The 22,905-nt window shown below is 74.0% G+C and carries 20 protein-coding genes; 12 read left to right on the forward strand and 8 right to left on the reverse strand.

Features of this window, described 5'->3' with window-relative positions; genetic code table 11:
* Positions 1-57: 57 nt before the first annotated feature.
* A complete protein-coding gene (locus SM793_RS00210) occupies positions 58-1,278 on the forward strand; it encodes an FAD-dependent monooxygenase (RefSeq protein WP_320435882.1) in 1,221 nt (406 codons plus the stop codon).
* Here SM793_RS00210 and SM793_RS00215 read toward each other — a convergent pair.
* Both SM793_RS00215 and SM793_RS00220 read right to left on the reverse strand, forming a co-directional pair.
* The gene (locus SM793_RS00215) at positions 1,250-2,197 is read right to left on the reverse strand and encodes a DUF4231 domain-containing protein (RefSeq protein ID WP_320435883.1); all 948 of its coding nucleotides are present in this window, start codon (positions 2,195-2,197) and stop codon (positions 1,250-1,252) included. The genes SM793_RS00210 and SM793_RS00215 overlap by 29 nt on opposite strands.
* Positions 2,198-2,500: 303 nt before the next feature.
* Positions 2,501-3,265, reverse strand: coding sequence for an SIS domain-containing protein (locus SM793_RS00220; RefSeq protein WP_320435884.1), 765 nt, complete (start codon positions 3,263-3,265; stop codon positions 2,501-2,503).
* 221 nt (positions 3,266-3,486) lie between these two features.
* On the opposite strand from SM793_RS00220, the gene SM793_RS00225 reads away from it, so the two are divergent.
* Positions 3,487-4,179: a metal-dependent transcriptional regulator gene (locus SM793_RS00225; protein ID WP_320435885.1), complete on the forward strand. Its 693-nt coding sequence runs from the start codon at positions 3,487-3,489 to the stop codon at positions 4,177-4,179.
* A gap of 578 nt (positions 4,180-4,757) precedes the next feature.
* Here the strand turns inward: SM793_RS00225 and SM793_RS00230 are convergent.
* A complete protein-coding gene (locus tag SM793_RS00230) occupies positions 4,758-5,465 on the reverse strand; it encodes a bifunctional DNA primase/polymerase (RefSeq protein ID WP_320435886.1) in 708 nt (235 codons plus the stop codon).
* Between the two features lie 326 nt (positions 5,466-5,791).
* Between SM793_RS00230 and SM793_RS00235 the strand changes: the two genes are divergently transcribed.
* Together SM793_RS00235 and SM793_RS00240 are read left to right on the forward strand one after the other, a co-directional pair.
* Entirely contained in the window at positions 5,792-7,168 is a 1,377-nt protein-coding gene (locus SM793_RS00235; RefSeq protein ID WP_030393555.1) for a hypothetical protein, read from the forward strand.
* Positions 7,169-7,350: 182 nt separating this feature from the next.
* A complete protein-coding gene (locus SM793_RS00240) occupies positions 7,351-8,406 on the forward strand; it encodes a hypothetical protein (protein WP_320435887.1) in 1,056 nt (351 codons plus the stop codon).
* Positions 8,407-8,521: 115 nt separating this feature from the next.
* On the opposite strand, the gene SM793_RS00245 is transcribed toward SM793_RS00240, so the two are convergent.
* Positions 8,522-9,817 carry an ABC transporter substrate-binding protein gene (locus SM793_RS00245; RefSeq protein WP_320435888.1) on the reverse strand — a complete coding sequence of 432 codons (1,296 nt, stop codon included), beginning with the start codon at positions 9,815-9,817 and terminating at the stop codon, positions 8,522-8,524.
* 248 nt (positions 9,818-10,065) lie between these two features.
* Between SM793_RS00245 and SM793_RS00250 the strand changes: the two genes are divergently transcribed.
* Positions 10,066-10,509 (forward strand): SCO4402 family protein, encoded by a 444-nt coding sequence (locus tag SM793_RS00250; RefSeq protein WP_413815834.1) that lies wholly within the window; start codon positions 10,066-10,068, stop codon positions 10,507-10,509.
* Positions 10,510-10,725: 216 nt separating this feature from the next.
* Positions 10,726-11,592 (forward strand): formyltetrahydrofolate deformylase, encoded by an 867-nt coding sequence (purU, locus tag SM793_RS00255; protein WP_320435890.1) that lies wholly within the window; start codon positions 10,726-10,728, stop codon positions 11,590-11,592.
* A gap of 34 nt (positions 11,593-11,626) precedes the next feature.
* On the opposite strand, the gene SM793_RS00260 is transcribed toward purU, so the two are convergent.
* On the reverse strand, positions 11,627-12,868 hold the full coding sequence (locus tag SM793_RS00260; protein ID WP_320435891.1) for a zf-HC2 domain-containing protein: 1,242 nt from the start codon (positions 12,866-12,868) through the stop codon (positions 11,627-11,629).
* On the reverse strand, positions 12,865-13,527 hold the full coding sequence (locus SM793_RS00265; RefSeq protein WP_320435892.1) for an RNA polymerase sigma factor: 663 nt from the start codon (positions 13,525-13,527) through the stop codon (positions 12,865-12,867). The genes SM793_RS00260 and SM793_RS00265 overlap by 4 nt, the downstream gene beginning before the upstream one ends.
* A 570-nt stretch (positions 13,528-14,097) precedes the next feature.
* On the opposite strand from SM793_RS00265, the gene SM793_RS00270 reads away from it, so the two are divergent.
* The 5 genes from SM793_RS00270 to SM793_RS00290 all read left to right on the forward strand — a co-directional run bounded on the left by SM793_RS00270 (position 14,098) and on the right by SM793_RS00290 (position 18,837).
* Positions 14,098-14,715 carry an ATP-binding protein gene (locus tag SM793_RS00270; RefSeq protein ID WP_320435893.1) on the forward strand — a complete coding sequence of 206 codons (618 nt, stop codon included), beginning with the start codon at positions 14,098-14,100 and terminating at the stop codon, positions 14,713-14,715.
* Positions 14,716-15,263: 548 nt separating this feature from the next.
* Positions 15,264-16,622, forward strand: a complete 1,359-nt coding sequence (locus SM793_RS00275; RefSeq protein ID WP_413815835.1) for an MFS transporter — start codon at positions 15,264-15,266, stop codon at positions 16,620-16,622.
* A 72-nt stretch (positions 16,623-16,694) separates the two neighbouring features.
* Positions 16,695-17,222 carry a GNAT family N-acetyltransferase gene (locus SM793_RS00280; RefSeq protein WP_320435894.1) on the forward strand — a complete coding sequence of 176 codons (528 nt, stop codon included), beginning with the start codon at positions 16,695-16,697 and terminating at the stop codon, positions 17,220-17,222.
* 110 nt (positions 17,223-17,332) lie between these two features.
* Complete coding sequence (locus SM793_RS00285; RefSeq protein WP_320435895.1) at positions 17,333-17,707, forward strand: DUF4229 domain-containing protein; 375 nt, start codon at positions 17,333-17,335, stop codon at positions 17,705-17,707.
* Between the two features lie 11 nt (positions 17,708-17,718).
* A complete protein-coding gene (locus SM793_RS00290; protein WP_320435896.1) occupies positions 17,719-18,837 on the forward strand; it encodes a LacI family DNA-binding transcriptional regulator in 1,119 nt (372 codons plus the stop codon).
* Between the two features lie 201 nt (positions 18,838-19,038).
* On the opposite strand, the gene SM793_RS00295 is transcribed toward SM793_RS00290, so the two are convergent.
* A complete protein-coding gene (locus tag SM793_RS00295) occupies positions 19,039-20,277 on the reverse strand; it encodes an MFS transporter (RefSeq protein ID WP_320435897.1) in 1,239 nt (412 codons plus the stop codon).
* A 490-nt stretch (positions 20,278-20,767) separates the two neighbouring features.
* On the opposite strand from SM793_RS00295, the gene SM793_RS00300 reads away from it, so the two are divergent.
* Complete coding sequence (locus tag SM793_RS00300; protein WP_320435898.1) at positions 20,768-22,123, forward strand: dicarboxylate/amino acid:cation symporter; 1,356 nt, start codon at positions 20,768-20,770, stop codon at positions 22,121-22,123.
* A 313-nt stretch (positions 22,124-22,436) separates the two neighbouring features.
* Here the strand turns inward: SM793_RS00300 and SM793_RS00305 are convergent, their stop codons facing one another.
* Entirely contained in the window at positions 22,437-22,640 is a 204-nt protein-coding gene (locus SM793_RS00305) for a cold-shock protein (RefSeq protein ID WP_030393541.1), read from the reverse strand.
* Between the last annotated feature and the right edge of the window lie 265 nt (positions 22,641-22,905).

The raw sequence follows: 22,905 nt of genomic DNA on the forward strand, positions 1-22,905 counted from the left end.
GTACACAACAACAAACAGCGTCCGACGGACACAGTTTCGATCGAGGGGTGGAACTCCATGGGCACGAAGGTCCTCATCTCCGGAGCCGGCATCGCGGGGCCGGCGCTGGCACTCTGGCTCGGCCGGTACGGCTTCGAGGTCACGGTGGCCGAGGCGGCCCCGCGACTGCGCGGCGGCGGCCAGGCCGTCGACTTCCGCGGCACCACCCACCTGACCGTGCTGGAACGCATGGGCGTGCTCGACGACCTCCGCCGGATCCGCACCGGCGGCAGCCCCATGCGCTTCGTCGACGGGAGCGGGCGGACCAGGCTGCACCTGCCCGCCGAGTTCGCCGGCGGCGACATCGAAGTCCTGCGCGGCGACCTCGTCCACGTCCTGTACGAGCACAGCCGGCCGTTCACCGACTACCGCTTCGGCGAGTCCGTCACCGAACTCCGCCAGGATGCCGACGGCGTCCACGTCCGCTTCCGCAGCGGCGAGGCCCGCACCTTCGACCTCGTCGTCGGGGCCGACGGGCTGCACTCCAACGTCCGCCGGCTCGCCCACGGCCCCGAGGAGCGCTACGTCACCCACCTCGGCCACTACGCCGCCGGCTGGTCGCTGCCCAACTACCTGGGCATCGGCCCGGGGGAGGGATCCGTCGGCCTCAACGTGCCCGGGCGGCTCGCCGCCGTCGGCACGAGCCACCGGGACCCGGAAACGGCCGCGGCCTTCTTCGTCTTCTCCTCGCCGGAGCTGACGTACGACCGCCACGACCAGGAGCAGCAGAAGGCGATCATCGCCGGGGCCTTCGCCGGGACGGGCTGGGAGGTGCCGCGGCTCCTGGCGTCCCTGGCCGAGGCCGACGACCTGTACTTCGACTCCATCAGCCGGGCCGACGTCCCGAACTGGTCCACCGGACGCGTCGCCCTCGTCGGCGACGCCGCCTGCGGGGCCACCATCGGCGGCATGGGCACCGGCACCGGGATCGTCGCCGCGTACGTCCTCGCCGGTGAGCTGGCCGCGGCCGCCGGGGACCACACCGCCGCCTTCGCCCGCTACGAGGGTCTGCTGCGCGCGTACGCCCAGGGCTGCCAGAAGGGCGGCGACCGCGCGGGCAAATTCCTGGCCCCCGGCGCCGTCGGACTGCGGCTGCGCAACTGGTCGCTGAACCGCCCCCGCATCCTCGACTGGATGATCGAGGAGGGCCGGAAGGCGACCCACCTCGACCTGCCCGACTACCGCCGCTTCGAGACCGCGCCGGGCCCGATCAGTACTCCCGGTCGCCCGCGCCGTTGACCTCGCGGCGGGCCTGCCAGGTGGTGTGCTCGCGGGAGACGGCGTCCTCGGCGTCCCGGGAGAAGCGGGCCCAGAGTTCCTCGGCGTCGGGCGAGCCGAGGTCGAGGTGGGCGAGCTGGGCGCGGATCTGGGCCAGTTCGTCGGCGGCCAGGCCGTACGCGGCGGCGAGGGGCCGGTACTGGCGCAGCTGGGCCCAGGCGGTGACGGAGGCGGCCACGGCGGAGACGGCGCCGAGGGCGTCGAAGGAGAACAGCCCCAGCGCCCGCAGCACCGCGAGCACCAGGCCGAGCAGGGGCAGCACCACACCCGCCACCCCGGTCCAGAAGCCGGCCCGGGCGCAGCGGCGGGACTTGGAGCGGTACCAGTCCTGCTGGACCTGGATCCGTTCGCGCAGGTAGACGTCCCGGCGCAGGGCCAGCGGCTGTTCGCGCAGGGTGCGCATCGCGGGGGTGATCTGACTCTCGGCGGGCCGGCCGGCCAGGCCGGGGCCGACCGCGCGGCTGTCCCGGAAGGCGTGCAGCACCCGGCCGAGCTGGAGGCCGTAGAGGCCCTCGGCGTCCGGCAGCGGCCGGGGCGGCGGCTGGACGGCGTCGGCCCGGACGGCGAACTTCCAGGCCAGGGTCTTCACCGACTCGGCGGCGGCCCGGCCCTCGTACCAGAGGCCCTGCGGGTTCTGCCGGCTGGTGACGGCGGAGAGGCCGATCGCGCCGAGGTAGGCGACGGCGGCGAGCCAGGCCCACGGCCGGCCGTCGGCGGAGCCCGCCGTGGCGGCCGCGACCAGCAGCAGCAGTTCGGCGGCGGACAGCCGGACGGCCCGGTGCTGCCCCTGCTGGGAGGCCGAGTCGGCCGCCCAGAACAGCTCCGGCAGCAGCTCGCGCTCCCGTACCACCCGGTCCGCCCCGCCCGTGCCCGACGTCATGCCGTCCCCCCGCTCGCAGCTCCACCACCCGCCCCGGCGGTTCTGCCCCGGCGGACGGCCCGGTACGCCTGTGCGGGCAGGCCGGTGCGCCCGGGGGGACAAGCTCGGACGGGCGGGCCGGGGCAGGCGGCAGGCAGGGTGGACGCCCCGTCGGCGTGGCTGTCCAGGCCGGCCGGCGGGAGGGTCGGCCGGGCGGCGTAGCGGGCCCGGTACCGGCGCCGCTCCCGCCGTACGTCGAACGGGCGGGGCGGCGCGGAGAAGTCCCGGAAGGCGGCGGAAGGCCCCGGAAGGTCTCAGAAGGTCTCAGAACGTGTAGAAGATCCGGTCGGCGTTGTCGGTCATCTGCTTGGCGTTCCACTCGGTGCCGCCGGGCACGTTGCCCGAGCGGAACAGCGGCGGGGCGGCGCCCTCACCGGCGAGGGCCGCGTCGGCCAGCCGCTCCACCGCCGAGGCGACCACGGCCTGCATCAGCGCGCTGGTGACGATGGTCGAGACCGGGCCGAAGGTGGTCTCGGCACCGGGGTGGGTCAGCTCGCCGTCGCCGACCGCGATCTTGTTGTCCAGGACGACGTCGCAGTGGTCCTTGAGGTAGGTGCCGGAGGAATGCGCCGAGGGGACCGCGCCGGGATAGGCCAGCGAGGTCAGTCCGATCACCTTCAGGCCCCGGCCCCGGGCGTGCTGGGCCAGCTCCACCGGCATGGTCTGGCGACCGGAGAGCGAGATCAGGAACAGCAGGTCACCGCTGGTGGCGGGGGTGAGGTCCAGGGTGGTGGTGGCCAGTCCGGAGACCCGCTCCAGGGCGCTCGACAGCGGCGCCGGCATCACCGTGACCCCGGACATGCCGGGAACCTCCAGCAGGTTGATCGGCACCAGCCCGCCGGCCCGGTAGACCACGTCCTGGGCCGCCAGCGAGGAGTGGCCGGCGCCGAAGGCGAAGACCCGGCGGTTCCCGGCGACCGCCTCGGCCAGCAGGGCGGCGGCGGCCTCGATGTTCTCCGCCTCCTCGGTCCGCACCCGCTGGAGGTGGGCGATCGCGGCCTCGAAGTACCGGCCGACCAGCTCGCTCATCTGCTGCCTTCGCTCTCTGCCGGTGGTGGCCCCGGCCGGGTGGGGCGGCCGTGATGGTCCGGACCGCTGGTGGAGAAAGCTACGGCGAGCACCGTGCTGCCTCACCGGTGCCGCTGTCAACAGGCACGAAATGCCGCCCCCCGGGGCCCGGGGCGGGCCCGGTTGTCGTCGCGGTACGTCAGAATTGGCCGTGAGGACCCCGAGGAACGGAGCCAGCGGCGATGTCTGGGCTGATCGACACCACTGAGATGTACCTTCGCACCATCCTGGAGCTGGAGGAGGAGGGCATCACCCCGATGCGCGCCCGGATCGCCGAGCGCCTGGAGCAGAGCGGTCCCACGGTCAGCCAGACGGTCGGCCGGATGGAACGCGACGGGCTGCTCCGGGTCGCGGGCGACCGCCACCTGGAGCTGACCGAGGAGGGCCGGCGACTCGCGGTGCGGGTGATGCGCAAGCACCGCATCGCGGAGTGCCTGCTGGTCGACGTGATCGGGCTGGAGTGGGAGCAGGTGCACGAGGAGGCCTGCCGCTGGGAGCACGTGATGAGCGAGACCGTCGAGCGCAAGGTGCTCGCGATGCTCGGCCATCCGACCCAGTCCCCGTACGGCAACCCGATCCCGGGGCTGGACGAGCTGGGCGACGCCAAGGCCGAGGGCGAGGGCTTCGACGCCGGGCTCGTCCCGCTGGACACCGTGCTGCCGGGTGAGCAGGGCGCCGACGTGGTGGTCCGCCGGATCGGCGAGCCGATCCAGACCGACGGCGAGCTGATGCGCACGCTGCGCCGGGCCGGGATCCGTCCTGGTTCCACGGTGCGGGTGACCGCCGGGGTCGGCGGGGTCATGGTGGGCTCCGGCGACAGCGCGGCCGAGCTGGGCAAGGACATCGCCGCGCACGTCTTCGTCGCCCAGACCTGAGGGCGCCCAGGCCTGAGAAAGGCGCGCGCGAGCCCGACGAAGGCTCGCGCCCCGCGCGCGAACGGCCGGAAGGGCCCGGTGCTCCCCGTGCACCGGGCCCTTCCGCCCTCCCCGTTTCCCTCCCGCTCCCGCGCCACCGGCCTCCCCGAACCCGGCCGGTACCGCGGCCCCCGCCTTCCCTCCCGTCCCCTCCTGTCCCCTCCGGTTCCCCTCCGTCCCTCCCGTCCGCCTCGCCCGGCTTCCCCGACCGAGCGCCCCTTCCGGCGGCTCCTCACATGGGGATTCCTGCCACTCGGCCGATCATGGCAATCCTTGAGCGTTGTCACTCGTACGAGGGGCTTTCGCCGTTGACCAGCGGGTACACCGAACCCTTATCCGCACATGCGTATGACGGGCCCGGCCTCCGGTGGGAGACAAGGCCCGTCACTCGTGCGCGGGGTCTCGCGCGGTGCACACCCCTCACCCGATCGGCGTAGGGCGGCAGTCCTCGGAAGGGTCGGCCGTTCGCCGGTGCGGCCGTTCGGCCGTTCAGCGGGCCGGCCGTCCAGCGGCTCGGCCGTCCGGCGGCCGGGGTGCGGTCAGCGCACCGCCGCGGGCTGGGCCGGCTGCGCCGCGGCCGCCGGCGCCTCGCGCCCGCAGGCGTAGGCCAGCGGATTGATCAGCTCGGCGGCGTCCGGCAGCCAGCGGTTGAGCGCGGAGGGCGAGCGGGCCCACTGGGCGAATCCGGTCGGGCCGACCCGGGACGGCGGGGCCACCGTCCAGTCGCCCTCGCCCCGGGCCACCAGGTCCAGCCGGGCGGGCGGCCAGCCCAGCTTGCGCAGCATCTCCGGCAGCTTGGCCGCCACCCCGGGCAGCACCAGGAAGTGCAGCCGCCGCCCCGCCCGGCCCTGCGCGGTCGGTACCACCGCCACCGGGCCGAGCTGCAGGCCCATCCGCTCCATCCTGGCCAGCGCCAGGCAGCCCGCCACCTCCGGCACGTCCAGGACGTCGAAGGACCTCCCGGTCGGCAGCAGGATCGACGCCTGCGGGCGCTCCGTCCACCAGCGCCGCACCGCGCCCGGCCCCGCGCTCGCCTTGCGGGCCCAGTCCGAGTCGATCGGGTGGGCACCGGGCAGCGCGCAGCGCGGCTCACCACACGAGCAGCGGGCGGGGCCGTCGCCGTCGATCAGCCAGGCGCCCGGGGCGACCTCCCAGTGACGGGTCTCGGCGTAGCTGACGGCTTCGACGAGCAGCGGGGGCAGTCCTGCGTCGGAGCCCTGGTCGGGGGAGTCGGGGGTGTCTTCCACGGGCTGCTCAACTACCGTGCGTGAGGCGGGTTACGGTCGGGTGCGGGCCGTTCCGCCACGCGGTGGCAATTCACCCGAACCGGTGAGGCGGACCGTGCGGGAGCGTGCCGGGGGGAGGCGGGGTGGGCGCAATGGGGGCGCATGGGAGCATTCTGCCGGGCGCGTGGGGGGTGGGGATCGTCACCGTGGGTATCCCGCTGGCGTTGCTGATCGCTAACCTGGTGTCAGTTTCCTTGAACGGTCGGACAGTCGGCAACTCGGCAACAGAGATCAGCAGAAAGCGTCGCCCGCCGGCCGGGTCCGGAGGGTGTGGGGAGGCGAAGCCCATGGCCGCGAGACCACTTGTCGCACGACAGCCCAACGAACGCCTGCAACAGTTGATCCAGGAGGCCAGCTGCTCCAACGCCGGTCTGGCACGGAGAGTCAACCTCTGCGGTGCCGAGCACGGTCTTGACCTGCGCTACGACAAGACCTCCGTCGCACGATGGCTCCGCGGCCAGCAACCGCGGGGGCAGGCGCCGGCGGTGATCGCCGAGGCGCTCGGACGCAAGCTCGGGCGCAGCGTGTCGGTCGAGGAGATCGGCATGGCGGACGGCAAGAACCTCAGCTCCGGCATCGGGCTGCAGTTCGCGCCGACGCTGGGCGCCGCACTCGAGCAGGTCTGTGAGCTCTGGCGCAGCGACGTCGGCCGCCGGGACTTCCTGACCGGGGCGACGGTGGCGGCCTCCGCCCTGGTCGAGCCCAGCCGGGACTGGCTGATCACCCCGCCGGACCCGGTGGTGGCCCGCAGTGGCGGCACCCGGGTCGGCCCGACCGACGTCGCGGCGATCAAGGCGACCACCGCGATGCTGGTCGACCTGGACCACCGGTTCGGCAGCGGGCACGTCCGCCCGGTCGTGGTGCACTACCTCAACAGCGTGGTCTCCGGCCTGCTCGGCGGCTCCTACCGGGAGGAGACGGGCCGCCAGCTCTTCGCGGCCGTCGCGCGGTTGACCGAGCTGGCGGGCTACATGGCGGTGGACACCGGACAGCCCGGCCTCGCCCAGCGGTACTACATCCAGGCGCTGCGCCTGGCCCAGGCCGCCGACGACCGGGGCTACGGCGGGTACGTGCTGGCGGCCTCGATGAGTCACCTGGCGGCGACCCTGGGCAACCCGAGGGAGATCGCCCAACTCGCCCGGGCCGCACAGGAGGGCGCCAGGACGGTGGCCACCCCGACCGCGATGGCGATGTTCTACGCGGCCGAGGCACGCGGTCACGCCCTGCTCGGCGACGCCCGGGCGTGCGAGGCGGTGGCCGCCAAGGCACTGGAGATGATGGAGAAGCGCCGCCCGGAGGACGACCCGGACTGGATCGTCCACTTCGACGACGCCTACCTCGCCGACGAACTGGCGCACTGCCACCGGGACCTCGAACAGGCGGGCCAGGCCGAGCACTACGCCCGCCGGGCGCTCGACCTGCACCCGCCGACCCGGGTGCGGCGCCGCGCGGTGGACCTGGTGCTGCTGGCGACGGCCCAGCTCCAGCAGCGGGACGTGGAACGGGCCTGCGAGACGGGCGCGCAGGCGGTCCGGCTGCTGAGCGGTCTGCGTTCCAACCGGGGCGTGGAGTACCTGGACGAGTTCCGCCGCCGGCTGGAGCCGTACCGGGAGCAGCGGGTGGTCCGCGAGTTCCAGGCCAGGGCGGAGGCGGAGGCTGCCTGAGCGGCGCGATGGCGCGGCGGCACGGAGCGTGCGGTGGCGGTGAGGGGCGGAGCGCCCACGTGGTCGGCCGGTTCGGTGAACCGGTAGCGTGGGCGCGACGTCCAAGGAACTGTGATGCTCCCAAGAACCGACGAGATGTGGTCCGCCGTCAGCGCGCGGTCGTGCACAGGTGAGGAATCGCGTTGAGTCAGCGCCGCTCGTACCCCAACTCCGGTGACTTCAATCTGGACGACCTGTTCCGTCCGGAGCCGGGGCAGCAACCGGTCCAGCAGCCGGGTCAGCAGCCAGGGCAGCAACCGGTCCAGCAGCCCGGGCCGCCGCACGGCCGGCCGCCGGCCGCGCCGTACCCGGGCGGGCAGGCCGGGCCCTACCCGGGCCAGGCGCCCGGGCAGCCCGAGTACTTCGGCGACAGCGCGCTGCCCACCCAGGCCATGCCGGCCCAGCAGCAGGGGATGCCGGCCCCCGGCTGGGCAGGCGCGGCGCACCCCGGCCACCCGGCCGACCCCGGCCAGGCCACCCAGTACCTGCCGCCCTACCCGGCGGCCGACCCGCAGGGCGCCGGCGGCTACCCCCCGGCCCGGCGCGGCGGCGGCCGTTCCTCCAACAAGCTGGTGATCGGCGGCGTGGTGGTCGGCGGAATCGCCGCGGCCGCCCTGGTCGCGGTGCTGATGAGCAGCGGCGACGACAAGCCCGGGTCGAAGCCGCAGGCCGCCCCGGCGACCACCGGCGGCACCACCGCCGCCACCACCGCGCAGCAGGCCCCGGGTCCGACGACCGCCTCCGTCAATCCGGAGGTCAAGGCCCAGGCCCAGGCGCTCTCCGACCTGCTCGGCACCGCCAACGACAGCCGGCAGGCGGTGATCGGCGCGGTCGCCTCGGTGCAGAAGTGCGAGAAGCTCCCGGAGTCGCAGCAGGCGCTGACCGCCGCGGCCGGCCAGCGGCGGGAGTTGCAGAGCAAGCTCTCCGGGCTGAAGACGGACAAGCTGGCCGGCGGTCCGCAGCTGGTCGAGCAGCTGAACGCGGCGTGGGCGGCCTCGGCGACCGCCGACGACGAGTACGCGGCCTGGGCGGGGGACGCGCAGAGCGGCTGCGACCCCAAGAAGAACGACAACCAGCACTACAAGAACGCCGTCGCCGCGAGCGGCACCGCGACCACCGCGAAGAAGCAGGCGTCCGGGCTCTGGAACACCGTCGCGGGCCAGACCGCGCTGCCCACCCGCACCGACGGCGACCTCTGAACCCACACCCGGCCGGGATCCGGACCCGGGGCTGTGGCGGACACGGCAAAGGGCCCGACCACTGCGGTCGGGCCCTCGCCGTTCCCGGGGTGCGTGCCCCCGGGAGCGGGTCGGCTCAGGCGGGCGGCTTGCCGCCGGTGAGCACCCAGCGCACATCGACGAAGCCGGGCCGCTGCAGGGTCATCTGGCCGCTCCTGACCACCTGGAAGGTGACCCAGGTGTTCACCAGCCGGGGCGACTCGGTGCTCGGCAGCATGTTGGTGGTGGCCCAGTTCAACGGCGGGGTGAGCCCGACGTCGATCGGCTCACCGCCGTCCAGCAGGGTGGTCACGGCCTTGCTGGTGACCGGCTGCCCGGCCGCGGTCAGGCGCTCGGACACCTGCTTGAACACCTCGTAGGCGACCCAGGTGGTCTGCACCCCCGGGTCGGCCGCGTCGATGTGCCGATCGGAGTCGGCGCGGATGACCGCCCGCAGGCCGTCCCAGATCTTGGCCGACTCCGGCGGGTACCAGCCGGTCACGAAGGCACCGGAGAGCGGGCCGCTGTCGCCGCCGGTGGAGTCGACCACCGACTGCTGCACGCTGCCGATCACCGAGGCGATCCTGGTGTTCTTCGCGCCGGTCCGGCGGAACGCGTCCAGCAGGTTGCCGGTCGGCTCGGCGCCCAGCGCGCTGGTGACGCAGTTGCCGGCCTGGTCGGTCCCGATCGCCTTCTTGACCACCGGGCTGTAGTCGTTGGACTTCTCCGGCGCCTTGACGTCCAGGAGCTTGATCCCGGCCGGCTTGAGCGCGTTGCCGAGGTAGCCGAGCAGGTTGTCGCCGGCCGGGGTGTCCGGGCGGATCAGCGAGACGGCCTTGCAGCCGGCCTCCACCAGCTGGCGCCCGCTGCCGCCGATCAGGGCGGGCATGCCGCCGCCCACCGGGTAGGACAGCGGGCTGCTGAACTCCGGCTGGGACAGCCCGTAGCCGCCGATCAGCGGGATGCCGGCGCGCTCCAGGACGGGCATGAAGTCGTCGCCGAACTGGCTGTAGGAGCCCAGCACCGCGACCGCCTTGGCGTCCACCGCCTGCTGGGCACAGGCCCGGGCGCCGTCGGCGGTGTTGTGCTCGTTGCAGGTGATCACATTGAGTCGGCGGCCACCGAGGCCGCCCTTGACGTTGAGGTCCTTGCCGATGGCCTCGGCCAGGGCCGTCATACCGGGACGGTCGGCCGAGCCGGTGCCGGACGGTGCCCAGGTCATGACGGTGAGGTCGCCACCATTGCTGGCGGCGTCGGCCGGTCCGCCGCACGCGGAGGCCGAGAAGAGGGTGGGAAGCAGCGCCGCGGCGGTCGCGACGGCAGCAATCGGGCGCCGGTCGCGCCGTCCTGCGATCGGGTTCATGGCCTGGGACGAGCCCCTTCGGCTGGTCATGGGTCTTTCCCTCCCGGGGCGCTCTCTGCTGCGCACCTGTTCCAGCCAATCCCTGATGCCGCAAGCCGAGAGGGCCGCAAAGCCAACAGGCGACCAACGGAGAAGGAACTCCGGGCGGGAACGCGTGTAGATCGGGAGTGGAGTACGAACGGTCGGGGAACGTACGATCGCTCTCCATGTCCGCCAGCACAGAATCTTCGTATCGGTCTGCCCGAAACCCTTCTCGTCCGGGCCACCGCTCCAGCACGATGGGCGGCATGCCGCTCAACGACCTGCCCTGGTGGCGCTGGCGGGCCCGACTCCGCTCGGCCCTGCACATGCTCTCCGACCCCGGGTTCCAGCGGGAGGCCTGGCTGCCCGGCCGTGAGGGGTACGGCGATGTGACCGACGCCGTCTACCGCCTGGTCGAGGACACCTGGCTGGACCGCTGGTCCGCCGAGAAGTACATCGGCACGATCTTCCGGGACTCCGCCGAGGCCACGCTGGTGGACCTCGCGGTGCTGCGGGTCGTGCAGATCCTGCACGAGGTCGGTGCGGACGCGCCGGCCGCCGCCTACCTGGGGCACCACGACTGGCCGGAGGCGGTCCGGGCGGCCAGGGAGGCGCACGTCCTGCTGGCGGCCAACGACGGCGACGACCCGGACGCGCCGCCGCGCTCGCTGGACATCCTGCGGATCCTGACCCAGGTCTGACCGGCCCCGGCGCCGGCCCGTCGCGGGCCCCGTTGCAGGCCCCGACGCGGGCCCCGGCGGGGGTCCGTCGGAGCCTCCTCGCCCGCTCGGCCCGGGGGTCGGCGCCCGGTGCGGGCCGGTCCGTCCCGGAGTGCGGGCAGCCAGGCTGGGGGCGTCCCGGAGTGTGACAGGCTGGAGCATTCACACCAGCACGAGCTCAGGACGGGACACCCCCACGTGGAACAGCAGCCGGCCAGCGCCCAGTACGTCCTCACGCTGTCCTGCCCCGACAAGCAGGGCATCGTCCACGCGGTCTCCAGCTACCTCTTCATGACCGGGTGCAACATCATCGACAGCCAGCAGTTCGGTGACGGCGACAGCGGGCTGTTCTTCATGCGGGTGCACTTCTCGGCGGCCGAGCCGGTGACCGCCGACAAGCTGCGGGCCAGCTTCGCCGCGATCGGCGCCTCGTTCGGGATGGACTGGCAGATCCACCCGAGCGAGCAGAAGCTGCGGATCGTCCTGATGGTCAGCAAGTTCGGCCACTGCCTGAACGACCTGCTGTTCCGTACCCGGATCGGCGCGCTGCCGGTGGAGATCGCCGCGGTGGTGTCCAACCACACCGACTTCCGCGACCTCACCGAGGGCTACGGCATCCCGTTCCACCACATCCCGGTGACCAGGGAGAACAAGGCCGAGGCCGAGCAGCAGCTGCTGGACCTGGTCGCCAAGGAGGACGTCGAGCTGGTCGTGCTGGCCCGCTACATGCAGGTGCTGTCGGACCACCTCTGCACCGCGCTGTCCGGCAAGGTGATCAACATCCACCACTCCTTCCTGCCGAGCTTCAAGGGCGCCAAGCCGTACCACCAGGCGCACACCCGGGGCGTGAAGCTGATCGGCGCCACCGCTCACTACGTCACCGCCGACCTCGACGAGGGCCCGATCATCGAGCAGGAGGTGGCCCGGGTGACCCACGACGTCACCCCGGACCAGCTGGTCGCGCTCGGGCGGGACGTCGAGTGCCAGGCGCTGGCGCGCGCGGTGAAGTGGCACAGCGAGCACCGGGTGCTGCTGAACGGCAGCCGGACGGTCGTCTTCGCCTGAGCCGGCCGAGCCGTGGTCGCGGCTTCTGCGGCAGTCAGGGCCGGGACAGCAGGGGCGTCGCGCGCAGCACCTCGCGGATCGCGGCCCGGTCGCCGTGCTCGCCGACCGGCACCCGGTCCGGGTCGCGGTGCGCGGCGGCCAGCTGGCAGAACTCCAGCCCGTCCAGCACCATCGCGGCCACCGGCTCGCCGCCGGGCGGACCGGCGTCCGGGCCGTCCAGCGGAATCAGCCACTCGCCGGCCGCCGGACCGTCGATCACCAGCCGGATCCGACGGCCGGTCCTGCGCCCGGCCCCGGCCTCGGACCCGGCCGCAGCCCTGGAGCGGTCCGGCCACCCGTCGGCGCCACCGAGTGCCGCGCCGGCCGGTTCGGGGCGCGCCGCCCGCTGCCCGGCCAGGGCCAGCGGCAGCATCCGCACCGCCAGGTCGACCATCTGCCGCAGGTGCTGCGGGGCCGGCGGGTCGTACGGGTAGGCGACCGCCCGGGCGATGTCCTCGCCGTGCACGTAGCACTCGAAGGCCCGGTCGACGAAGGCGTCCCGCAGCGGGACGGTCGCGAAGCCGAAGTCCACCGGGGTGTTGCCCTGCGGGGCGAGCGCGGCCGAGCGGACCAGTTCGTGGCAGTGCCGGCGCCACCGGGCGCGGATCCGCTGGGGCGGCTGGCCGGCCTGCTCGGCGGTGAGCCGGGCGGTGCGTTCGGCGATCCGGGCCCACCGCGGGCCCGCCTGCGGCGGTACCCGGGGCACCGGGGCGGCGCCGGCCTCCTGCGGCGGGACCCGGCGCGCGGCGGTCGGCCCGCCGCCGGGGACCGGGCCGCCCGGCACCGGGTCGGGCAGGCCGAGCGCGACGGCCAGATAGCCGTCCACGGCAGCGAGATGGCACAGGACCTCGGCCGGGCGCAGGTAGTCGGTGCCACCGTGCCAGGGGAGTTCGGCCACCTCCTGCCACTCCTCGGGGCCGAGGTCGCGCAGCAGGGCGTCGAGCTTGGCGGTCTCGGCCGTGTACGGCATGCCCCAGACGGGCACCGGCAGGTCCGCCGGGCGGCGGGTCAGACACCAGTCGAGCACCTGTTGGCGCAGTGCGCGGGGCTGGTCCAGCGGCTCCTCGACGGAGAGCCAGCCGGCCGCCTCGCGGAGCCGTCCGGCCTCCTCGGCGCACTGCGGGCAGCCGGCCAGGTGGAGTTCGAGCTCGGCGGCCTCGGGGGAGGGGACGGCGCCGAGGGCCCAGGCGCCGAGCAGCGAGCGCAGCGCCTCGTGCCGCTCGTCGGTGGTCGTCACGTCCCTCCGCCCTCCGTCCGTTGCCCGTCCTGCCCGGCGCCCGGTCCGTCCGGGCTTCCGGCGCCCGGGGTCGGGAGCCCGCCGCGCGGACCGCCGGCCGCCGGGGCGGAGGGCCGGTGCCGCTCGCGCTCCTGCTCCAGTTCGGTGGCCAGCAGTCCCAGCCCCAGCCGCATCCGCTGTTTGGCGGACTGTTCGCTGATCCCGAGCCGACGGGCCGTCTCCTGGTAGGTGCGGCCGTCGTAGTAGGACTCCGCGATCGTCTCACGCAGCGGTTGCGGCAGGGCGGAGACGACGTACTGGACCCGGGCGGCGGTGGCCACCGTGCGGATCTCGTCCTCCTCGGCCGGCCCGGCGTAGCCCGCCGCCTCGGCGCGGCGGGCGCGCAACCGGTCCACCGCACGACGGTGGGTCAGCGCGCCGAGCCAGGAGCGGAGCGAGCCGCGGGACGGGTCGAAAGCCTCGGGATGCTCCCAGACGTGGGCGAAGACCTCCCGGGTGAGTTGGGCCGCGGCGGTCTGGTCGGCCAGTATTCGGCCCGCCAATCCGTGCACCATCGGGGCGAGTTGGTCGTACAGCTCGCCGAGGGCGGTCTCCTCGCCGCGGGCCAGGCGCCGTTGCAGCTGCTCGTCCCGGTGCGGGGCGTCGTCGGTGGTGGCCACCGGTCACCACCCCTCCTGCCGGACCGACCGCTGACGCGTCCACGGTATCCCGGGGTCTTCGGGCGGCGGAGCGATTCGGGGAAGAACGGAGCCCGGTGCTTCGGATGGTCGGATCGTGGGATCTGTCGTCGGACCCGCTGTTTCGCCGTTGCGCTGTTCGAAGGTGGTCGGACATATGTCGCACGGGTGGTTCGCGAGTGGCGGGCGCGGCGGGAGGGGCGGACGGCGGTAGGTTCGCCACTGCGTCCGGGGCCGGTCGGAACGGCCGGGCGATCGCCGGTCCGAGGCTCGTCAGAGTGAGCGGGACAGTATGCCCTGCCCTGTCCCCCGATCGCTGGAATATGCCCGAAGCGCTTGCTGCGGTCCGCCGGCCGACTCATCCTGAGGCGTATTCGCGTCGTGGTCGACGAGCGGCGGACGAGCCGGTGCGGGCGCCCCGCACCGGGCGTGACGTGCGGTGACCCGGCGGACGGCGGCCCGGAGGACGGCGGCCCGGAGCGTGCCCGGGCCTGCCGGGCGACCAGGGCCCGGTCGATACGGTGCCGAACTGCGAGTGCGGGTGGTGGAGCGGTGCAGGTTCTTCAGGTACAGCTGGCGGTGCAGGCGGACCCTGCCGAGGTCGGCCGGGCCCGCCGGTGGGTCCGCTCCCGGCTGCTCAACCACGGGGTGGACCCGGACGCGCCGATCGCCGAGACGGTGGTGCTGGTGGTCTCCGAGCTGGTCACCAATGCCGTGGTGCACACCGGGTGTCCGGCCGTGCTGCGGCTCTGCTTCCCGTTGGGCGACTTCCCCGGCGTGCCACCGGACGGCTCCCCGGACGGCTCCCCTGGCGGCTCCCCTGGCGGCTCCCCTGGCGGGTCGGCCGCCGGCTCGCCGGGCGTCTGTGCGGACGGTTCGGCGTTCTCGGGTTCCGCCCCGGCCGGAGGCGGTGGGGTGCGCGAGGCGGTGACGGTCGGCCCGTTGCGGGTCGAGGTCGCCGACGCCAGCCAGGTCGCCCCGGCACCCCGGCACGCGGGCGCCGACGTCGACGCCACCAACGGGCGCGGGCTGGAGCTGGTCGAACTGCTCTGCGACCGCTGGGGCTGGTACCCGGACGGCTCGGGCAAGCGGGTCTGGTGCGAGATCAGCCCGGACGCCCGCCCTGCGGACCCGTTGGCCACCGTCGACTGGGCGGCCCTGGCGCAGTAGGGCCGGGCCGTGGCCGGTCTCTGGCGGCCCGTCGGGGCGCGATGATCGCAGGGCCGAAAGCTGACGCAACCATTCCGAATTTCGGACAAGCCATTGACGTGACGTATCCGACTGATCACGCTTGGGTGCAGCTCTCCGTCGCGAGGGGACGCCGAGGGACACCCGAACGCCGCCGCGGTGCTGCTGTCCAGGGGGATCACGTCAGCAGGGGGGCCGTAGGCAGGGCCGGTCGTGTGACCGTTCCTCGGCGAGTGCGGAGGGCGTCGCACGGGTCCAGGGCCCCGTGCGCCGAGGTTGGATGGCGGTCGGCCGTGCCGTGCTCGGGGTGCGCGCGGCCCGCCGCCATCCGATCCGCCCGCTCTGGGCGATCCTTTTCGGCCACCGGTCACCGGCCCCCGGTCACCGGACACTGGCCCCGTTTGCCGGGCTCGTTCGCCGAAGCGCGGACTCCGGGCGGCCGGTTCCCGCTCCCCGGGTGGCCCGATTCCGACGAAAGCTGGCAGCCCCGCCCCTCGTCGCGACCCGGCCCCTTCGGGAGACTCGGCCGCGTGAACGAAGCGAACGCCTCCACCGGCACGGCGGCTCCGGCCGGACCTGTCGACCCCGCCGGATCTGCTGACCGTGCCGGCCCGGCCGGCCCGGCCCGCGCCCCCCGGGTGCACTACGCCTGGGTGGTGGCCGGCGTCGCGCTGCTGGTACTGCTCGGCTCGGCCGGATTCCGCTCCACCCCCAGTCTGATGATGGACGCGCTGCACACCGAGTTCGGCTGGTCGATGGGCACGATATCCAGCGCCACCGCGGTGAACCTCACCCTCTACGGCCTCACGGCGCCGTTCGCCGCCGCGCTGATGGACCGGTTCGGCGTCCGGCTGATCGTGGTCTGCGCGCTGCTGACCATCTCGGTCGGCTCCGGACTCACCATGCTGATGCGCGAGCCCTGGCAACTGGTGCTGTGCTGGGGCGTGTTGGTCGGCCTCGGCAGCGGCTCGATGGCCGGGGCGTTCGCCACCACCATCACCGGCCGCTGGTTCCGGGCCCGGCAGGGTCTGGTGACCGGGGTGCTGACTGCCGCCGGGGCGGCGGGGAACCTGGTCTTCCTCCCGCTCGGCGCCTGGCTGGTCGAGCAGCACGGCTGGCGCTCGGCGGTCGTGGTGGTCTCGCTGGCGGCCAGCGCGGTGGCCGTCCCGGTGCTGCTGCTGATGCGCGAGCGGCCCGCCGACCTCGGCCTGCTCCCGTACGGGGCGACCGAGCCCCCGCCCGCCCCGGCCGCCGGGGGGCGGGCGCTGGCCCGTTCGCTGCGGGTGCTCAGGGACGCCGCCCGCGTCCGGGCGTTCTGGCTGCTGGCCGCGTCCTTCGCGATCTGCGGCGCGACCACCGCCGGGCTGGTCGGCACCCACTTCATTCCGGCCGCCCACGACCACGGCCTGCCGGTCACCACCGCGGCGAGCCTGCTCGCGCTGATCGGCGTGTTCGACGTGATCGGCACCGTCGCCAGCGGCTGGTTCACCGACCGCTTCGACGCCGGACGGCTGCTGGTCGTCTACTACGCGCTGCGCGGGCTCTCGTTGCTGCTGCTGCCGCAGCTGTTCGCCGGCTCGTTGGAGCCGCCGATCCTGGCGTTCGTGATCTTCTACGGGCTCGACTGGGTGGCCACCGTCCCGCCGACCGTCGCGCTCTGCCGGCAGTACTTCGGGGAGGACGCGCCGATCGTCTTCGGCTGGGTGCTGGCCTGCCACCAGATCGGCGCCGCGGTGGTGGCCGGTCTGGCCGGGGTCGCCAGGGACGCGCTCGGGGACTACGACCTCGCCTGGTACGTCGCGGGCGGGCTCTGCGCCGTCGCGGTGCTGCTCTGCTTGGCCCTGCGGACGCCGGGGCGGACGGACCGCGCGGTCCCGGCCCTGGCCTGAGCGGACTGGCTTCGACCGGCCCGGCCCGAGTGGAAGCCGGAGTGTCGTAAGGGGTGGCTAGGCTTCTGGATCATGACGCTGAGTTTCACCCTGGACCCCGGATTCGGCCCCGAGCTGCGCGCCGAGGTCATCAGCCTGTGGGCGGCCGCCAGCAACGCCGGCGGGGCCGTCGGTTTCGTCCGCCGGGTGACCGAGGAGGAGGTCGGGGCCGCCGGGGCGGCGCAGTTCGCCGGGCTCGCCCCGGCCGGACCCGACCGGCTGCTGATCGCGCGGGAGACCGGGACCGGGCGGCTGGCCGGGCTGCTGATCCTGGAGTCGATGCGGTTCGGGCCGATGGACCACTGGCGGGTGGTCTCCAAGGTCATGGTCCACCCCGAGCTGCAGGGGCGCGGGTACGGCGCGGTGCTGCTGGCCGAGGCCGAGCGGATCGCCCGGGAATGGGGGCTGGACGGGTTGAAGCTCCAGGTGCGGGGCGGGCTCGGCCTGGAGTCCTTCTACCTCCGTTGCGGCTATGTCGAGGTCGGCCGGGTGCCCTGCGCCATCCGGGTCGCTCCCGGTGACGACCGGGACGATGTCATCATGTGGCGCGACCTGCGCTGATCAGGCCCGCGCCGGGGCGGTCCGGGGCGGGACCCGTTCCCCGCCGGGCCCGCCGGGCATGCTTCACTGGGAGACCGGCCGGTCCCAGCGCAGTGAAGGATGTGTCCCCGGTGAGCAGCAATGTGAGCAAGAAGTCGCACGCCACACTCCGCTACACCTCGATGCGGGTCTCCGTCTTCCTGGGCTGCCTGCTGGTCGTGCTGATCCTCGGCCACTTCCAGGTGATCCCGGTCTCCGGCGAGGCCGGGGTGATCTTCCTCTTCCTGCTGGCCGCCGTCGTCTCGGCGCCGCTCAGCTATGTGCTGCTCAGTCGGCAGCGTGACGAGATGTCGGTCGAGATCTCCGGCCGGGTGGACGGCATCCGCACCCGGACGGCCTCCCGGATCGCCGCGCAGAACGCCGAGGAGGACGCGGTGGACGACGCGCTGCGCGCCGGGGCCACCAAGACGCCCGCCGGCCCCGCCGCCTCGGCCCCGCAGAACTGACCCGCGCCACCGTGCCGGAGAACGCCGTGCCGGAGGGCGCCGCACCCGAGGGCGCTGAGCCGGGGGGCGCCGTGCCGTCCGTGCCGCCGGGGCACCCCGAACCGGCCGCCGGGACCTGGCCGGCCCCGGTCCGCCGCCCGACCGGCCGGGACGTCGCCCGCCTGGCCGGGGTCTCGCAGGCCACCGTCTCGCTGGTGTTCTCCGGCTCCGAGGCGGGTCGCCGGGTCTCCGACGCCACCCGCGAGCGGGTCCGTGAGGCCGCCCGGGGCCTCGGCTACCGGCCGCAGGCCGCCGGCCGTCAACTCCGGCTGGGCCGCAGCGGCATGATCCTGCTGGCCGTGCCGAACATCCTCGGCCCGTTCTTCGGCCGGGTGCTGGAGGGCGTCCACGAGGAGGCCGGCAAACACGGCCTGGCCGTCGTGGTCAGCTCGGGCTGGGGGAGCGCCACCCTCGCCGAGGCCGCCACCACCAGCCGCTTCGACGGCCTGCTGATCTGCTCCCCGGACGACAGCCAGCTCGGCGAACTGCCCGCCGACACCCCCGTCGTCTTCCTGGACGCCGACCCCGGCACCGACCGGACCCGTCCGACCGTCGAACTGGACGTGGGCGGCGGGATGCGCGCCGCCGTCGCGCACCTCGCCGCCCTCGGCCACCGCCGGATCGCCAGGCTCCGCTCCACCCACGCCGCTTACACCTTCCGGGTCCGCCAGGCCGCCTTCGAGGAGACGGTTCTGGCGCTGGGCCTGGACGCGGTCGAACTCGGCGTCAGCCTGAACGAGGGCCAGGCCGCCGCGCGCGAGGTCGCCCACCGGCTGCTGGAGCTGCCGGACCGGCCGCACGCGGTGATCTGCGACGACGACGTGGTCGCCGCCGGCGTCTACCAGGCCGCGGCCGAGCGGGGCCTGCGGGTGCCCGCCGACCTCTCGGTGGTCGGGATCGACAACGTCCCGGTGGCCGCGCTGCTCACCCCGCCGCTCACCACGGTCGACCTGCCCGGCGAGGAGCTGGGCCGGGCCGGGGTGGCGGCGCTCGCCGGACTGCTCCGGGGCGAGGCGGTCGCACCCGTGCCGCCGCTCGCCACCTCGCTGGTGCTGCGGTCCTCCACCGCCCCGGGCTCCCGGGAGCACTGACTCCGACGGGTGCCGGGCTGCCGGGTTGCCGGGTTGCCGGGTTGCCGGCCGCCGTCGCCCGGGCGCACGGGCGCGCGGGCGGGGCGGACGGGCGCGCGGGGCCGGCGCGGACCCGAGCGGGTACGACGAAGTGGCTGCGCCCGTCAGCCAGACCACCGGCCCGACAGGCGCAGCCACGTCCATGGGGATGCGGCGGGCGGCTCAGCCCACCGGCACCGGCACCGGCTCGGCGGAGGGCAGCGGGTGCGCCGCGGCCGAGGTCCCGCCGACCGGGCGGAACCAGCGGCGGGCGCCGAACAGCAGCAGCGCGCCCAGGCCGATCCCGCCCGCCGCGCAGACCGCCACCGAACGCAGCGACCCTTCCGCGAGGTGGCCGGAGACCGCGTAGCCCAGCGAGTTCCCGGTCGCGAAGAGCGTGACCAGCCAGGCGAAAGCCTCCGTCACGGTGCCCTGCGGGGCCAGCTCGGCGACCAGTACGAAGGCCGCCGCCAGCAGCGGGGCCAGTGCGATCCCGGAGACGAAGGCGAGGACGGCCGTCACGGCCGGCCCCGGGACCAGCACCAGCGGCAGGTAGCTGACGGCCATGCCGAGTGCCATCAGCCAGGTCCGGGTGGCCGTCGAACTGCGCCACCGCACCGCGCCGTAGGCGAGCGCGCCGAGCAGGCCGCCGAGCGCCGCGAGGGCCAGCAGGCTCCCGGCGCCGCCGGGCAGGCCGTCCCCGTGGTGGGCCTCGGCGTAGGCGATGAACAGCACGTTCTGCGCGCCGACCGCCCAGCCGGCGCCGGCCAGGCCGATCAGCAGCAGGACCAGGCCGGGGGAGCGGAGCGGTCCGAGCAGGCCCGCCGAGTGTGCGCGCGGCGGCGCCTGCCAGGTGCGGGCCGGAGCGGTGGTGGCGACCACCAGCGCCCCGGCCAGGCCGAGTCCGGCCGCCACCCAGAGCGCCGTGACCGGGCCGGCGGTCCCCGCGATGCCGGCCACCGCGAGCGGGCCGGCGACGTAGAGGATCTGCTGGGAGGCGGAGTCGAAGGCGTACGCGGTGTCGAGCTGCTCCTCCTCGACGACGTCCGGCCAGAGCGAGCGCAGGCAGGGTTCGAGCGGGGGCATGGCCAGTCCGGCGATCGCGGCGCCGACGGTGGCGCTGACCGCGGACGCCGGTGCCAGCGCCAGCAGGGCGTACCCGCCGCCGGCGATCACCGCGGAGACGAGCAGGACGCGCGGCTGGCCGGTGCGGTCCACGATCCGGCCGAGCACCGGCCCGCCGATGGCCGCCGCGATCGCGTACGCGGCGGTGGCCAGCCCGATCCGGCTGTACGGCGCGCCGGCGTCGCGCAGCGCGAGGGCGATCACCAGGGCGGTCATACCGGCCGGGAGGCGGCCGAGCAGGGTGCCGAAGAGCAGGCGGCCGACGTGCGGGGCGCGGAGCAGGGCGAGGTAGCCCATGGGCGGGATTCTCCGGTCTGGGCAGGGAGCGGGCGGGGATGCCTCCCAAGTTATACGTATAACCGCTGAGTGGTCAATCGGACCGGCCCGTAGCGCCGCTGGCCCCTTCGGGCTTGCCCCGGCTATCTCGGGGCGCTCTCGGGGCTCCCCTCGGGGCCTGCCGGGCGTCGCGCCGTCACGCCGGGGCCGGATCCCTCGCGCCCGGAACTCAAACAACTACTTTGAACATCTCAAACCTTTACTGCTAACGTATCGCCCATGACCACCTCAGACGCACGTTCGGCGCACGGCCTGGGCTCGCAGCCCGGTGCCGCCCGCGGGCGTCTGTCCGGTGCTGTGGACAGCCCGCGCCGTTGTCGCGCCATGAGCTGTATTCAGGCGGCACGCCCCTGATCGGGGCCGGTTCCCTTCCCGTCCGGCTCCCGCGCCGTGCCGCCTTTCCCGCCCCCCGCCACACCGTCAGTCACGCCTCCCCCGGAGCCGCACCGTCATGTCCACAGCGCCCGAGGCGACCTCGTCGCCGTCCGTGCTCGCCAGAATCCGCAAGACGCCCTTCTGGGCCCAGATCGTCGCCGGCCTGGTGCTCGGCGTCGCCCTCGGTTACCTGGCCCGCGCGGCCGACATCTCCTGGCTGGCCACCACCCTGGAGACCATCGGCCGGATCTTCGTCCAGCTGCTGAAGCTCGCCGTCCCGCCGCTGGTCTTCACCGCGATCCTGGTCAGCGTCGCCAACCTGCGGAACGTCACCAACGCCGCCCGGCTGGCCGTCCGCACCCTGCTCTGGTTCGCGATCACCTCGCTGATCGCGGTGGCCATCGGCCTCGGCCTCGGCCTGCTGACCAACCCGGGCGAGGGCACCAACCTCAAGACCGAGGGCCTCAAGGCGCCGAAGTCCACCGGCAGCTGGATCGACTTCCTCACCGGGATCTTCCCGACCAACATCGTCACCGCCTTCACCGAGGTCGAGGTCCTGCAGATCGTCTTCCTGGCGATCGTGGCCGGCGCCGCGATCATCAAGCTCGGCGCCAAGGCCGAGCCGGTGCTCAAGCTCAGCGAGTCGGTGCTCGAGCTGATCCAGACCGCCCTCTGGTGGGTCATCCGGCTCTCGCCGCTCGGCACCCTGGGCCTGATCGGCAAGTCCGTCGCCAAGTACGGCTGGGACCTGCTGGAGCCGTTCGCGACGCTGACCGTCGACGTCTACGTCGGTTGCGCGCTGGTGCTGTTCGGCGTCTACTCGCTGCTGCTGAAGTTCGCCGCCGGCCTCAACCCGGTCAACTTCTTCAAGGGCGCCTGGCCCGCCATCCAGCTGGCCTTCGTCTCCCGCTCCTCGGTCGGCACCCTGCCGGTCACCCGCCGGGTCACCGAGCGGCTCGGCGTCCCGGGCGAGTACGCCTCCTTCGCCGTCCCGTTCGGCGCCACCACCAAGATGGACGGCTGCGCCGCGATCTACCCCTCGCTGGCCGCGATCTTCGTCGCCCAGGTGTACGGCATCGACCTCGGCATCAAGGACTACCTGCTGATCGCCTTCGTCTCGGTGATCGGCTCGGCCGCCACCGCCGGTCTGACCGGTGCGATCGTGATGCTGACGCTGACCCTCTCCACCCTGGGCCTGCCGCTGGAAGGCGTCGGTCTGCTGCTGGCCATCGACCCGATCCTCGACATGGTCCGCACCGCGACCAACGTCGCCGGTCAGGCCCTGGTGCCGGTCGTGGTCGCGGCCCGGGAGAAGACGCTCGACCTGGTCGCGTACAACAACCCGGCCGGTGACCTCTACGACGACGCCCCGGCCTCGGCCCCGGTCACCGTCCCGGCCCAGGCCGGTGCCAAGGCCCCCGCGACGGCCTGACGCCCGCCCCGTACGGACGCGGCCCCCTCTCCCGGTGAACGGGAGAGGGGGCCGTCCTCGTGCGCGCACCCGGGCACCGCGGGGCTCCGGGTGCTGTGCACCGGGCCGAGGGCCGCGCCGGGCCCGGGCGGGGAGAGGTCCGGGCGGGCAGGGGGCCGGGCGGGGAAGGGGGCCGGGCGGGCCGGAAAAGGCAGGGGGCCCGCCGGAAGGCGGGCCCCCTTGGGTACTGCAGCTCTTGTGCTCACCGTGACGGCCTCGCGGCCGCCGGCGGACCCGACGGGTCCCGAGCGATCAGATCCTCATCGAGGATGATTCAGACAAGGGTGACGTTCTCCGCCTGCGGGCCCTTCGGACCCTGAGTGACGTCGAAGCTGACCGCCTGGTTCTCCTCCAGCGAGCGGAAACCGCTCGCGTTGATGGCGGAGTAGTGGACGAAGACGTCGGGCCCGCCGCCATCCTGGGCGATGAAGCCGAAGCCCTTCTCAGCGTTGAACCACTTGACGGTTCCCTGAGCCATGCCGTTCTCCTTGCGAGGGACGTATCGGGACCACACCGTGTGGCACCCGGTCCGCTGCGCTGATCGCCCTGCCTCCGGACGGGTCCGGAGTTTTCGATATTGCTGAAAAACTACAAAAAGCCTGCGGTTACATGCTCCGCAGGCTTCAAGTACTGCAAGGGGAATCAAACTGCAACTGAGGGCAACGCTAGCATGCGGCTGCTGTGACGACCAGGGGTGACTTGCGTCCTGGACACCGCGTGTCGTAAGGCGGTTGTGGCGATCG

The sequence above is a fragment of the Kitasatospora purpeofusca genome (assembly GCF_034043715.1).
GTDB classification, from domain to species: domain Bacteria; phylum Actinomycetota; class Actinomycetes; order Streptomycetales; family Streptomycetaceae; genus Kitasatospora; species Kitasatospora purpeofusca_A.

Excerpts from the sequence above, each read along its gene's own strand:
- SM793_RS00305 (WP_030393541.1), bottom strand. The coding sequence starts at position 22,640 with ATGGCTCAGGGAACCGTCAAGTGGTTCAACGCTGAGAAGGGCTTCGGC.
- SM793_RS00250 (WP_413815834.1), top strand. The coding sequence starts at position 10,066 with ATGGGCGGCATGCCGCTCAACGACCTGCCCTGGTGGCGCTGGCGGGCC.
- SM793_RS00220 (WP_320435884.1), bottom strand. The coding sequence starts at position 3,265 with ATGAGCGAGCTGGTCGGCCGGTACTTCGAGGCCGCGATCGCCCACCTC.
- SM793_RS00225 (WP_320435885.1), top strand. The coding sequence starts at position 3,487 with ATGTCTGGGCTGATCGACACCACTGAGATGTACCTTCGCACCATCCTG.
- SM793_RS00280 (WP_320435894.1), top strand. The coding sequence starts at position 16,695 with ATGACGCTGAGTTTCACCCTGGACCCCGGATTCGGCCCCGAGCTGCGC.
- SM793_RS00295 (WP_320435897.1), bottom strand. The coding sequence starts at position 20,277 with ATGGGCTACCTCGCCCTGCTCCGCGCCCCGCACGTCGGCCGCCTGCTC.
- SM793_RS00300 (WP_320435898.1), top strand. The coding sequence starts at position 20,768 with ATGTCCACAGCGCCCGAGGCGACCTCGTCGCCGTCCGTGCTCGCCAGA.
- SM793_RS00245 (WP_320435888.1), bottom strand. The coding sequence starts at position 9,817 with ATGACCAGCCGAAGGGGCTCGTCCCAGGCCATGAACCCGATCGCAGGA.
- SM793_RS00215 (WP_320435883.1), bottom strand. The coding sequence starts at position 2,197 with ATGACGTCGGGCACGGGCGGGGCGGACCGGGTGGTACGGGAGCGCGAG.
- SM793_RS00210 (WP_320435882.1), top strand. The coding sequence starts at position 58 with ATGGGCACGAAGGTCCTCATCTCCGGAGCCGGCATCGCGGGGCCGGCG.
- SM793_RS00235 (WP_030393555.1), top strand. The coding sequence starts at position 5,792 with ATGGCCGCGAGACCACTTGTCGCACGACAGCCCAACGAACGCCTGCAA.